Genomic DNA, 12,746 nt, shown 5'->3' on the forward strand with positions numbered 1-12,746 from the left:
ACACGAATGTAAGGAAAGGCTATCAATGCCACAAGAATAATATTTCGATGCTTACGTTGCCTAAAAGGCAATTCATGGGGGCGCCGATGCAGTTGTATGGTGTGCAGTCCACGGCACTGCGCTATTTTCTGGAAGTAGCGCGATGCGGATCGGTCAGCGAAGCCTCGGTGCGCTTGAATGTCGCTGCGTCAGCCGTGAGCCGACAAATTTCCAAGCTTGAGTTGGCCCTGGGGGCCAGCCTGTTTGAGCGCCGCGCCCGGGGCATGGTGCTGAGCGAGGCGGGGGCACGACTGGCGGCTTACGCGCGCAAGTCGCAGCTTGAAGCCGAGCAAGTGGTGCTGGAAATCACCGAGCTGCATGGCTTGCAACGGGGTCATGTGCACGTTGCCTGCTCGGAAGGATTTGCACTGGAATACATGCCCAGGTGCATCAGCGCGTTCAGGCGTGAGTATCAGGGCATTCATTTCACACTGGAGGTCTGTGCGCCCGCGCAAGCGACTGAGAAGGTTCGTTCCGGCGAAGCCGATCTGGCGATGACCTTCAGCCTGATGCCGCAAAAGGAAATCAAGGTCGAACATGTCCTCAGCGGGGCGATTTTTGCCGTGGTCGCCAACTCTCATCCCTTGGCCGGGCGTGAAGCGGTCAGCCTCGCCGAGTTGCAACCCTGGCCCATCGCATTACCGAAAGCCGATACGACGATACGCCAGCTGTTCGACATCTGCTGCGGCGTACAGGGGTTGTTGTTCGACCCGGTGTTGACGACTAACTACGTTGCCGCGCTTTATAGCTTCGTCCGCGAAGAGGGCGTAATCAGCCTGGCCAGCGAAATGACCTTGCACAAGCAAGTGGCAGACAAGGTACTTCAATGCTTGCCGATTCTCGATGAAGGCATGCAGGCACGGCGAATCGAACTGCAAAGCATGGCTGGACGCAATTTACCGGCTGCGGTTTCTGCGTTTAGGGATTTTTTGATTGCTGAGTTGGAGAGTGAGGGGGCTGGTTGAGAAGGGGAGGTTGTTTGGGGGGCGCTCTAGGGCTAAAACAAACGCTAGGAGTACTTCATGACTCTATTGGGTATTCTCACGATCGACCTTGGGGGGGTTATTGATCTCGCTGGATTTCAGGCAAAAAAAAGACGTCCATGGACGTCTTTTTTGATCATTTGGTGGGCCGGGGTAATTTGAATTCGATAGGTAAGCAATTGATTTATATTGTTAATGCCTGTTTTTGTTTTTAGTTGGAATACCAATTGGAATACTGCACTCCACTTGACCATCCGCTTGCATTCGATCTGATCAGCACGCTTCGTAACCATGATTGGCAGTGAACTGCCCATAACCGCGCTTCGCGCTGCTAGACAGACCTGCACGGTTAAGTCGGTTACAAGCCTAACCTGCGCGTTTTTTAGGTCGCCTGACCACGGGCGATCAGTTCCTGCCGTTGCTCTTCGGTCAGGTGCAGCGTTTTTGCCGTCGCTTCCTGAGTATCCCGCGTAGACGCTCCTTCTGGCTTGGCCGCTAAAAACGCAGCACTGCTCGATGAACTGGTCGTAAGAGGGAGTAGGCATCTTGTCTCCCATTGGTGTAGGTATTTCTCGGGGTGAGTCACCCGGGCAGCTTCCAGGAGAGGGTGAAATCTCGGCAGACCAACTGAGCAGTCTCAACGAACGTAGTGGGGTATCCTATGGCATTTTTTGCACGGGCATCTTTCAGGTGCTTCGCTGCACCCAATTAGCACTCCGTTCGACGTTGTGACAGGAACCAAAATACCTATGGCAAGCGCCAAATTAACACTCGCACGGCTTGAAAATCTCTTGCTGACAGCCTGTGATGACCTACGTGGCAACATGGATGCCAGCGAGTACAAGGAATACATTTTCGGCATGCTGTTCCTCAAGCGTGCCAGCGATTTATTCGATCAGCGGCGCGAAGAGATTACCGCAGAAGGCAAGGCCAATGGTCTGAGCGAGAATGACATCAAGGCCCACCTTGAGGACCCTGATCAGTATTCCGGCAAATATTTCTTCGTACCGGAGCGGGCTCGATGGAATCAGGGCTGGGTCGATAGCACCTGGAATCTGCACCCGGCTCTCAAACACGTCAAAGAAAACGTTGGCACGGCCCTCAACAAAGCGCTTGAAGCATTGGAAGAGGCCAATCCCGAGGCGTTGCAGGATGTGCTTAAACATATCAACTTCAACAAAAAAATCGGCCAGAACACGCTGGATGACGACACACTGGTCAACTTTATTCAGAACTTTGAAAAAATTCCGCTGCGCGACGAAGACTTCGAATTCCCAGACCTACTGGGCACTGCCTATGAATGGCTGATCAAACACTTTGCCGACTCTGCAGGGAAGAAGGCTGGCGAGTTCTACACTCCGGCTGAAGTGGTGCGTATCTGTGTTGAGATCTGTGACCCTAGGGAGGACATGAGCGTGTACGACCCCACTGTGGGGTCGGGCGGCATGCTAATCCAGGCGCGTGATTACCTGCGCGAGTGTGGTGCCGATGCCTCCGAGCTGGCGCTGTTTGGTCAGGAAAAGATGGGCACCACCTGGTCTATCTGCAAAATGAACATGCTGTTGCACGGCATCTCTCACGCGGTGATTCGCCAGCAAGACACCTTGCGCGAGCCTCAACACCGAGATGAGCGTGAACATGACCATCTCAAGCGTTTCGATCGAGTGCTGGCCAACCCTCCGTTCAGCCAGAACTACATCAAGAAAGACATCAAATTCCCGGGGCGCTTTCCGGTGTGGATGCCCGAAAAGGGCAAAAAAGCCGATCTGATGTTTGTGCAGCACATGCTAGCCGTGCTCAAAAGCGATGGTCGGATGGCGACGGTAATGCCCCATGGCGTGCTGTTCCGCGGCGGTGAAGAGCGTGAGGCGCGCAAATACTTTATTGAAAAGGGTTATCTCGAAGCAATAGTTGGCCTGCCGAGTAACCTGTTCTATGGCACTGGAATTCCTGCCTGCATTCTGGTGCTGAATAAGGCCGGGGCGGCTGACCGTGACCATGTGCTGTTTATCAACGCCGACCGTGAGTACCGCGAAGGCAAGGCGCAGAACCACCTGCGGCCGGAAGACATTGATAAGATCGTGCACACCTACCGGGCAGGTGAGAACGTTCCTGGGTATGCGCAACGAATTCCTGTGGCTGACATTCGTGCGGAAGACTTCAACTGCAATATTCGACGCTATGTGGATAATGCTCCGCCACCCGAGCCCCACGATGTGCGGGCCCATTTGCACGGCGGTGTGCCGGTCAGCGAGATCAATTCGCTCGAGCACTTCTGGCAAAACTATGCCGGTTTGCGTGACAGTTGTTTTATACCCCGCGCCTTGCCGGCCAGCGGCGTAGCCTATGCCGACTTCTCGACTGAGCTGCAAAATAAACGCGCCATTGCCGAGTTTGTTAACGCACACCCTGGCGTCACTCAGCGCCAAGCCCAATTTATGGCCGAGCTGCAAAGTTGGTGGCGACAGCACTTGCCCGTCATCGAAGCACTGGCGCCGGATACTAAGAACCAGCAAGCTCGCGCCAACAATGTCTACCAGATGCGCGCCACCTTGCTGGACAGCATCGAGCGCACTTTTGCGGGTCAGCACTTGCTGAATCGCTATCAAGTGCGCGGCGCCTTTGCCAACTATTACAAGCTGCTGGCAGCCGATTTTAAATCCATCGCTGCCAGCGGTTGGGGGCCGGAGCTGATTCCTAACGAGGATATTCTGCAAAGCCAGTTCCCCGAAGTGTTGGCTGAACTGGAGCAACAGCACAGCCGCTTGGCAGAACTGCAAGCGCTATTTGCCGCTGCGGGCGAAGAAGATTTTGAAGATGCGGACGACACTGGCGTGCTGCCAGCCGATGAAGTGAAAACCCTCAGGTCCAGCCTGAAAGAAGCTCGTGGGTTGATGAAACTGGCCAAGCGCGATGCTAGTTTTGGCGACTGGCAAAGTCACCAGCGTGAGGGCGAGCGCATTGAGGCGCAACTGGCTCGCCATAAAGCGCTGGAAGACGAAGCGAAAAATCTCAAAGCGCTGATCAAGACGACTGAGCAAAGTCGTGATGAGTTGGTGGAAAAAGCTCGTGAGAAGATCAGCAGCGACGACGCCCGCGTGGTGATTGTCGAGCGGCTGGGTAAAATGCTGTTCGACAGCTACCGCCAGTATCTGCGAGCGGATCAGCGGGCTTGTGTTGCCGCGATTGAGAACCTGTGGGGCAAGTATGCGGTGACGGCCAAGCAGATTGAGACCGAGTGCGATGAGGCGGTACAGGCGTTGCAGGCGTTTTTGGTGGAGTTGGGGTATGAGTGAGGATGTCGTAAGCGGGTGGCACTCCTCAAACTTTGGCGCTCTCTGCTTTCGCATAGTGAACGGTGGGACGCCTGAGACTGGCAATCCGGCTTATTGGAACGGCGAGACGCCTTGGATAACCGGAGCTGACTTCACAGCCAACGGAGTAGGGGAGTTTCGGCGTTTTGTGTCTGAAGCGGGCATTCGAGGCAGTGCTACATCAGTGGTCAAACAAGGGAATCTCTTGGTTGTGACGCGTACCGGGGTTGGCAAGTTAGCGATCGCGCCTTGCGATATCGCAATCAGCCAAGATATCTCTGGTGTCTACATCAATACTGACCGAGCTGAGACGAGTTTTGTCTATTACCTGTTGTTCCGCGAACTTGACGAATTGAAGAAGCTGAACCAAGGCACGAGTATTAATGGAATTATTCGCTCTGATCTTGAAAAGCATATTGTCCGGTTTCCCGTATCCAAATATATACAAAGAAAAATCGCGGAAATTCTTCGGAGTATGGATGCCGCCATCGAGAAAACCGAAGCCCTGATCGCCAAGTACCAGCAAGTTAAGGCCGGTCTGCTGCATGACTTGTTCAATCGTGGTGTGTTGCCCAATGGCCAACTGCGCCCCCCGCGCGAGCAAGCACCTGAGCTTTATCAGGAAACGGCAATTGGTTGGATCCCGAAGGAGTGGGAGCTTAAAGATGCTTCAATGGTTCTTGAATCGGTTGCTGATGGTCCATTTGGTTCGAATCTGAAAACAGAGCACTACGTTGTCGATCCTGGTGTCCGGGTGGTTCGACTGCAAAATATAGTAAAGCATGAGTACAACGACGGCGATAAGGCCTACATATCAGATAGGCATGCGGTTTTTTTGGTCAGAAATAAAGTTGTTGGTGGTGACGTCCTGATAGCAGGGTTGGGTGAGGATCGTTATCCGGTTGGTAGAGCTTGTACATATCCAGCGTATTTGCCTCCTGCAGTCAACAAAGCAGACTGTTTTCGCGCTCGGTGCATAACTGGAGTGATGCAAAACAGATTTTTTATGCTGTTCTTGAACAGCGAGTTGGCGCGGCGACAGATTAGACGGTATGAGCAAGGTGTCACGCGGCCACGAATCAATACGGGAAACTTGAAACGATTGGTTATTGGCGTGCCAAGAATCAATGAGCAGGTCACTATTATTAAGAGGTTTGAAGCCGCTCAAGCGTATATTCATAGACTGCAGGCAAGTGTTGAAAGTCTAAAAGCCCGAAAGCTCGGCTTAATGCAAGACCTCCTCACCGGCAAAGTCCCAGTCAAGGTCGATGCTCCGGAGACAGCCGATGCCTGACAAGCTGCTCATCAACCTCAATGACCTGCTGCGCCAATGCACGGTGGAAGGGGAGCGTATCGAATAAAAAGCGGGCTGAAATCCGGACGCCATTCTTCACACGCTTTGTGCCTTTGCCAAAGACTTTGAAAACCTGGGCGGCGGTTATGTGTTGATCGGGCAGGATTGCGATGCCAAGGGCCAGCCACTGTTTCCGCCAGTGGGCCTGGCCGACAATCAGTTGGATAAAATTCAGCAGCAGTTACTGGCGGCCTGTCAGTTGATTCAGCCGACCTACTTCCCAGTGCTAAGTGTAGAATTAGTCGAGGCCGCAAGCCGATCGTGCTATGGGCGCCGGGCGGGCAAAACCGGCCCTATAAGGTGTCGGCGTCGGTAACGGCCAAGCAGAAAAGCTGGCACTACTATATGCGTCGCTATAGCCGCACGGTGGAGCCTAGGGCGAGACCGTACATGAGCTTTTGATTCTCACGGCCAAGGTGCCGTTTGATGATCGTTTTCATCAGGGCGCCCCTGTGACCGAGCTGTCCAAACCGTTGATGCAGGCTAGGCAGCACGCTGGCGGAGGATGCCCCGGGCTTGTCTACTGAGGCGCTGGGACGGCAGATGAATGTGGTAGGAGGCCCGCTGGAATCCCCCTGGCCGAAAAATATCGGGTTGTTGTTTTTCAGCGAGTCGCCAGAGCGGTTCTTCACCGGCATTCAGATTGATGTGCTGTGGTTTCCTGAGGGGACGGGGGGTGACCGCTTTGACGAAAAAATCTTCAAGGCCTCGCTGGACAGCATGACCCGCGAAGCGCTGGGCTATATTCATTGCAATTATTTGCACGAGACAGTGATCAAGTATCCGGACCGGACCGATGCATCGCGCTTCTGGAATTTCCCTTTTGCGGCCGTTGAAGAAGCCTTGGTCAATGCGGTGTATCACCGCTCCTATGAAGAGCGCGAGCCGATTGAGGTGCGCATTAGTCGCGAAGAGTTAGTGATTCTAAGCTTCCCAGGGCCAGACCGCTCCATCCGCTTGGAGTACTTGCGCGCGGGACGGGCGGTGAGTCGCCGCTACCGTAACCGGCGCATTGGGGCATTTCTTAATGAGTTGGACCTGACTGAAGGTCGCTCTACGGGCATCCCCAAAATACTCAAGGTAATGGCAGCCAATGGCTCCCCAGCGCCATTGTTTGAAACCGACGATGAGCGGCTTTCGTATGTGGTCAGGTTGCCGGTACATTCACTTGCCCAAAGATCAGGTTTGGCTGCCGAGGAAGTCACCATGGAAGTCGCATCCCTGCTCAATGTCGTTGCTGGCGAAATGAGCATGCAAGAACTGCAAGCCGCCATGGGCTTGAGGAACGCCGAGCACTTTCGCAAAGCCTACGTTTTGCCTGCCACTGCGGCCGGATATCTAGAAGTGACATTGCGCGAGCAACCCAACAGTCGGTTGCATCGCTACAGTTTGACCGCCACAGGCCAGCACTGCTTGCAGGCCAATAGCCAAAGAAGCAAACGATGAGTGAATACAGCGAAGTCGAACAACCCTTTTTGCAGCAGTTGGCCGAACAGGGTTGGACGGTGATAGACCAAGGAACAGGTATTCCGCAGAGCGCACACGGAAGCTTGCGTACTAACTTTCGCCAATGGTTGCTGCCCGAAGTATTCAATAACGCTGTCCGGGAGAACAACCGCACGGATGAAGGCCTGCTCTGGCTGACCGATCGCCAGCTAGAGGATTTACGCAGCCAATTGCTGCGCCAGCCCAACCGCACTCTGCTGGAGGCGAATGAAACGATCCAGGCTTTGCTGTTTAAAGCGCAGGTAGATGTCAATGAGCTGACCGGCGAAGCCGATCCCGTGGTGCGACTGATCGATTTCAAAACACCTGAGAATAACCAGTTCCATGCTATCAATCAGTTCCGTATTGATACACCAGGGTGCGTAAAGGACTTCATCGTTCCGGACATTGTTCTGTTCGTGAATGGCATCCCCCTCGGAGTGGTGGAGTGCAAGAAAGCCTCTCAAACCTGCGCCAATCCGATGCAGGAAGCCTTTGTGCAGCTACAGCGTTATATGCGCAAACGTCCTGAGTCCCAAAGTGCTGGGCTAAAGGAGGGTGAACCGGGCCTGTTCCATAGCAACCTTCTAGTGATCCGTAGCAGTGGTCTGCAAGCGGACTACGGCACAATTACCTCAGAGGCGGAGCATTTCTATACCTGGAAGACGCTCTATCCGCAGGACGACGCCGCCCTCGAAGGATTAAACCCGCAGCAGCAACTAATCGCCGGGATGTTGAGTCGAGCCAACCTGCTGCAGATTCTGCGGACTAGTTCAGTTGTGATGGATACAGATGGCGGGCCTCGGGTGAAGGTGGTATGCCGCTACCAACAATTTCGCGCGGCGAACAAAGTAATGGAGCGCTTGCGGAACGGCACTACGGCCATGGCGCGCAGTGGTGTGATATGGCACACCCAAGGCTCGGGGAAATCACTGACGATGGTGTTTCTGGCGCGGATGCTGCGAGCCAGCCGCGATCTCGCGGACTATAAGATCGTGCTGGTCAATGATCGGCAAGATCTAGAAGAGCAGCTTGGAAAAACCGCTACGTTGATTGGAGGCCGGGTTAATGTGATCGAGAACCGTCAAGCGTTACGCCAACATCTGGCGACCGGCAGCTCCGACATCAATATGGTCATGGTGCACAAGTTTCAGGAACACAGACAGACCTTGAGTAATACCGTGGCTGAGGCGCTGGGCACCTACCTGGCCATACCGGCAGGCAAGACTTTTGGTGTGGTCAATCCTTCAGAGCGGATCATCCTGATGATCGACGAGGCGCACCGAACTCAAAGTTCGGATTTGGGTGAAAACCTGTTTGAGGCTTTTCCCAATGCTACTCGCTTGGCCTTCACCGGCACGCCGTTGCTGACCGAGCGCCACGGTGAGCGCAAAACCCGCAAACGCTTTGGTGAGTACATAGACACTTACCGGCTGATGGATGCGGTCAAGGATGGCGCCACCCTACAGATTTTGTACGAAGGTAAAACGGCCGATAGTGCTCTGAATGAAAAGCACGCATTTGATCAGGCCTTTGAAGACCTGTTCCGTGACCGCAGCGAAGAAGAGCTGCTAGCGATCAAAAAGAAGTATGGCGCTACCGGCGACATCCTGGAGGCCGAGAATCGCATCAACGCGATTGCCCGCGACCTAGTTAAGCATTACGTCGACAACATCTTGCCCAATGGTTTTAAGGCACAGGTGGTGTGTCATTCCAAGCTGGCCTGTGTGCGCTACCAAGCAGGTATCAAAGCGGCGTTGTCCGATCGCATCAAACAAGAACAGGCCCGGGCACTACCTGACACAGAGTTGATCCGGCGGCTGAGTTTTTTGAAAACAGCCGTCGTGGTGTCGTCAGACGGCACTAACGAGGCGGCGTTCATCACCGATGCGCGCAAACAGGCCGTGCGGATGAATGCGGTTGTTAATTTTTGCCGTAGTTTCGATTTTGACGATTCGGACAAAGAGCACACCGGCATCGCGTTTCTGATCGTATGCGACATGCTGCTGACGGGCTTCGATGCGCCCATCGAGCAGGTGATGTACATCGACAAGAAACTGCGTGAGCACACCTTGCTTCAAGCTATTGCCCGTACTAACCGGGTCAAGAGGGGTAAGCAGCGGGGCTATATCGTCGATTACATCGGCTTGGCCAACCATCTGACCAATGCGTTGACACTGTACGCGGCCAGTGATGAGCAACAAGAGCTGCAGGACGGTATGCAAAACATTACCTCCGAGTTGCCGGTGTTGGAGGAGCGTTATCAGCGTTTACTGCAACATTTCACAATCTTGGGTGTGAGTAACATCAAGGCCTTTGTCACGGGGGCTTTACCCACATTGGATGCCGATGCAGCGGTGGTGCATGAGGCCGTCAAGGCCCTTAAGGATGAAAAGCAACGGGCGGATTTTGAGGTTTACCTCAAGAAATTTTTGATGAGCCTGGACATCATTTTGCCTCATTCGTCTGCACAGCTCTACCGCGTCCCCGCCAAGCGTTTTGGTTATATCCTGCAAGTCACTAAGGAGCGTTACAAAGATTCCAGCCTCGATTTGGGCAGCGCAGGTGAAAAAGTGAAGGCGTTAATCAACGAGCACTTAATTAGTCTGGGCATTAACCCCAAGATTGAACCGGTGGAGTTATTAGCCGAGGACTTCCTGGAGAAACTCAACTCCCATGCTGGTAAAAACAGTGAGGCCAAGGCCAGTGAGATGGAGCATGCCATCCGTAAGCACTGCACTGTCCATCATGATGAGGATCCATCCTTCTTCAAGAGCCTGTCGGAAAAGGTTGATGCCCTCATTGAGAAGCACCACGACGAGTGGGACTTTTTAGCGGAAAAATTGGCCGAACTTAGAAACCAAGCTATCGCTGGCCGTCAGGAGGGCGAAGAGGGGATGAGTAAGGAGGTGACGACCTTCTACGAGCACATCGTCCAGGTTGGCTTTCCAAACGGCACGGTTGAAAGCGGGGATAAACCCAAGTTCAAAGCATTGATGGGTGTTACGGTGGAGATTTTGCAGGAGACCATTGCCAGCATTGATTTCTGGCAAAATCCGGACAAACAAAAGCGTGTTCGAGGACTGCTCAAGGCTGAAATCACTAAAGCGGGCATCGAGGAACTCAAGCAGAATCGTGAACGCGTGGCAATTGAAGTCATGAAATTGGCCAAGAACCGTCATGATGAGCTAATTCGAGCCCTGCGCCGTGGAGACGCATAAATGCAACTTCGTCAGGTTCGAGACATCGAGTATCAGTTACTGCCAGGCTCAGACCGTCAGACTACAGATATCGTAATTGAGCGAGATGGTTTGATCACAGTGCGCCCGCCCAGGCGTATGACCCCTGAGCAAGTGGATGAAACCGTACTCAGCAAACGTATGTGGATCTATCGCAACCTTGCCGATTGGCGTGACCTCAACGCCACTCGCGTGATACGTGAGTGGGTCGGTGGCGAGTCTTTTCTGTACCTGGGTAGCAGCTATCGCTTGCAGCTGGTGCAAGAGCAGGATGAGCTCCTTAAACTCAAGGATGGACGGTTCTGCCTGTTGCGGTCGGTTGTAGAAACGGGGGGACACGAACTTGCGCAGCAGACCTTTGAATCCTTCTATAAGGAAAAAGGCCTTGCCCGGCTGAGCAAGCGGGTCGCTTTCTTCGCCAGCAAGGTGGGGGTGACGCCGGGCAATGTTCACGTCAAAGATATCGGTTACCGCTGGGCATCCTGTCTAAAAAACGGAGATTTGCATTTTCACTGGAAGTGCCTGATGGCTCCGCTGACCATCATTGACTACATAGTCGTTCATGAGTTGTGTCATTTACATCATCGCGATCACTCTGATGCGTTCTGGAACGAGGTCGACAAGGTGCTGCCCGACTATCGCGACCGGAAGGAGTGGCTGCGGGGACGTGGTGCTGGTCTGGACCTTTAACGAGTAGGCGAAGCGTTATTGTTAAATCCTGCTATACGACTAACGTAATTGAGGTTAAGGCCTCAATTAACACGAGCGTGTCAGTCGGATCACTTGCTGGAATATAGCGCGGTTTAATGCCGAATTAGCGAGCACGCTTACATCGACTTGACCGAAATCACTTCAACAAACTTAAATTTTTTCCTTGCGGCCCTTGTGGCCTCTTGCTCCGCAACTAGCGAACTCAGTGTATCTGCTTCATGTACGATCTCGTGCATCTTGCCTTCGAATTCATTGCCCACGCTCAGTGTGACTCTCAGCCTAGGGGTAAAGGTTTTCGAGACTTTCTTTTTCTTCGCTGCCTTTGCCGGTTGCACTATCACGGCATCCGGAACGGTGTCTTGCACGTGTGAGTGAATTGCTGGTGCTGGGGGCTCAGACTCACCGAAGAGCGCACGGCGCATTTCTTCTTCCGTCAACTCTGTATTCATAAGTTTTCTCGAAAGGGTGTCATATATGGCGTTACAGATTTTATCAGCGCGGCCGGAATCTGTAGTCATTTGATCAGGCGTGAAGCGGTGGAGCTATCAGAGACCGGCAACGTTAGTGTCTGACCGGCAGTTTTCATTCGGATGCTGAGCATATTGGTGCTGCACGCTTGTGTTGTCGCGTCTTCACATTTACGCTTTGCTCCGTCGCGGTCAATCCCGTGGCCGGGTGTCAGAACCTGAATTGTTCGAGGCGCATGGCGTCATAGCCAGCGATTAAGTGCTTACAGAGGCTTAGCTGCTGCTTTTCTATGGCGGTCCGTGCGGGGCAGGCTTCGGCCTGGCCGGTTCCCTCGGACGCCGGTTTCTGACCCCCGTACGGTCCGCCACCCATTTCGTGTCAGAACGGCTGGGTGGACGGCTCCTTAATTGTCCGAGGAGATAAGGAAAATGACCTGTCCGCCTTTTAAGCTCGTGCGCCGCCCTGGCCGTTTTTTTCGTACCGCAAACTATCCCGGAGGATTCCGTGATGTTTGATCTCTCGCTTCTAATCGGTCTCCCCAAACCCAACTCCATCGACACTGCGTCGCTTCCCCCTGAAGATGCCGCGATTAAACTACGGCAAGCTGCCACCCTTCGGCTTAATGGAGCCCAGAGTATTCTGCTACATTTTCCGCAAGACGTTGAGCTGGCAGTGGAGCTGTTGGATGACGCTGCCGTGTTGTACGACAGGGCATTCCGGAATTTGACTGGCATCCCAGCTCAAAGCGTTCATCAACAGATCTATGAGTATGTCTCTGTCCCCTCCGCTGAAGGCGCTCCTGCGATTCGAACCCCGTGGGGCGATAAGTATGCTCCGGTAATTAAGGACGGTGTTCGTTCCGCTGAGGCTTGGCTAGAAGGCTCATCATTACCGTTATGGTGGGCGCTGTCTCAGAACAGAAAGCGTCATCGTCCAGGGGACTATCAGGAAGCATTTGAAGCAGGCTTTCTGCTGCGGTTGCAGCAGACGCTGATCATACGACGTGAGGCAGTCACTTCCCAATCAACCAGCTTCGATGTCTGAGTTTTTAATTGACGTTTGAGACTTTGCTTTCCCGCCAAACCCTCCGATCAAGCGATCTTTGATCGCGTCGATCGGAGGGTTTACTCGCTTTTTCTCGCAGCCACCGCGG

Annotated in this window: 9 protein-coding genes; 7 read left to right on the forward strand and 2 right to left on the reverse strand. The window is 53.6% G+C overall.

Annotated features, from left to right (window positions below; all coding sequences use genetic code 11):
- Positions 1-86 precede the first annotated feature (86 nt).
- Positions 87-1,004 (forward strand): LysR substrate-binding domain-containing protein, encoded by a 918-nt coding sequence (locus EXW71_RS25720; protein WP_134660640.1) that lies wholly within the window; start codon positions 87-89, stop codon positions 1,002-1,004.
- 116 nt (positions 1,005-1,120) lie between these two features.
- Here the strand turns inward: EXW71_RS25720 and EXW71_RS28870 are convergent, their stop codons facing one another.
- Positions 1,121-1,567 (reverse strand): hypothetical protein, encoded by a 447-nt coding sequence (locus EXW71_RS28870; protein ID WP_177421607.1) that lies wholly within the window; start codon positions 1,565-1,567, stop codon positions 1,121-1,123.
- Between the two features lie 204 nt (positions 1,568-1,771).
- On the opposite strand from EXW71_RS28870, the gene EXW71_RS25730 reads away from it, so the two are divergent.
- From EXW71_RS25730 to EXW71_RS25750, 5 genes are all read left to right on the forward strand, one after another.
- The gene (locus tag EXW71_RS25730) at positions 1,772-4,318 is read left to right on the forward strand and encodes a class I SAM-dependent DNA methyltransferase (protein WP_134660600.1); all 2,547 of its coding nucleotides are present in this window, start codon (positions 1,772-1,774) and stop codon (positions 4,316-4,318) included.
- Positions 4,311-5,630, forward strand: coding sequence for a restriction endonuclease subunit S (locus EXW71_RS25735; RefSeq protein WP_167659705.1), 1,320 nt, complete (start codon positions 4,311-4,313; stop codon positions 5,628-5,630). Before EXW71_RS25730 ends, EXW71_RS25735 begins: the two co-directional genes overlap by 8 nt.
- Positions 5,631-6,206: 576 nt before the next feature.
- Positions 6,207-7,136 (forward strand): Fic family protein, encoded by a 930-nt coding sequence (locus tag EXW71_RS25740; protein WP_256657149.1) that lies wholly within the window; start codon positions 6,207-6,209, stop codon positions 7,134-7,136.
- Positions 7,133-10,396, forward strand: a complete 3,264-nt coding sequence (locus EXW71_RS25745) for a type I restriction endonuclease subunit R (RefSeq protein WP_134660602.1) — start codon at positions 7,133-7,135, stop codon at positions 10,394-10,396. Before EXW71_RS25740 ends, EXW71_RS25745 begins: the two co-directional genes overlap by 4 nt.
- On the forward strand, positions 10,397-11,104 hold the full coding sequence (locus EXW71_RS25750; RefSeq protein WP_134660603.1) for a M48 family metallopeptidase: 708 nt from the start codon (positions 10,397-10,399) through the stop codon (positions 11,102-11,104). It abuts the gene before it with no gap.
- A 137-nt stretch (positions 11,105-11,241) separates the two neighbouring features.
- Here the strand turns inward: EXW71_RS25750 and EXW71_RS25755 are convergent, their stop codons facing one another.
- A complete protein-coding gene (locus tag EXW71_RS25755; RefSeq protein WP_134660604.1) occupies positions 11,242-11,574 on the reverse strand; it encodes a hypothetical protein in 333 nt (110 codons plus the stop codon).
- Positions 11,575-12,100: 526 nt separating this feature from the next.
- Here EXW71_RS25755 and EXW71_RS25760 point away from each other — a divergent pair.
- On the forward strand, positions 12,101-12,637 hold the full coding sequence (locus EXW71_RS25760; protein WP_134660605.1) for a LasR-specific antiactivator QslA: 537 nt from the start codon (positions 12,101-12,103) through the stop codon (positions 12,635-12,637).
- Positions 12,638-12,746 lie beyond the last annotated feature (109 nt).

It is taken from the genome of Pseudomonas sp. BCA17, from assembly GCF_004519405.1.
GTDB lineage: Bacteria > Pseudomonadota > Gammaproteobacteria > Pseudomonadales > Pseudomonadaceae > Aquipseudomonas.

What these genes read in the sequence shown, in the direction of transcription:
- EXW71_RS25720 (WP_134660640.1), top strand. Translation starts at nt 87, where the DNA reads ATGCAGTTGTATGGTGTGCAGTCCACGGCACTGCGCTATTTTCTGGAA.
- EXW71_RS28870 (WP_177421607.1), bottom strand. Translation starts at nt 1,567, where the DNA reads ATGCCTACTCCCTCTTACGACCAGTTCATCGAGCAGTGCTGCGTTTTT.
- EXW71_RS25730 (WP_134660600.1), top strand. Translation starts at nt 1,772, where the DNA reads ATGGCAAGCGCCAAATTAACACTCGCACGGCTTGAAAATCTCTTGCTG.
- EXW71_RS25735 (WP_167659705.1), top strand. Translation starts at nt 4,311, where the DNA reads ATGAGTGAGGATGTCGTAAGCGGGTGGCACTCCTCAAACTTTGGCGCT.
- EXW71_RS25745 (WP_134660602.1), top strand. Translation starts at nt 7,133, where the DNA reads ATGAGTGAATACAGCGAAGTCGAACAACCCTTTTTGCAGCAGTTGGCC.
- EXW71_RS25750 (WP_134660603.1), top strand. Translation starts at nt 10,397, where the DNA reads ATGCAACTTCGTCAGGTTCGAGACATCGAGTATCAGTTACTGCCAGGC.
- EXW71_RS25755 (WP_134660604.1), bottom strand. Translation starts at nt 11,574, where the DNA reads ATGAATACAGAGTTGACGGAAGAAGAAATGCGCCGTGCGCTCTTCGGT.
- EXW71_RS25760 (WP_134660605.1), top strand. Translation starts at nt 12,101, where the DNA reads ATGTTTGATCTCTCGCTTCTAATCGGTCTCCCCAAACCCAACTCCATC.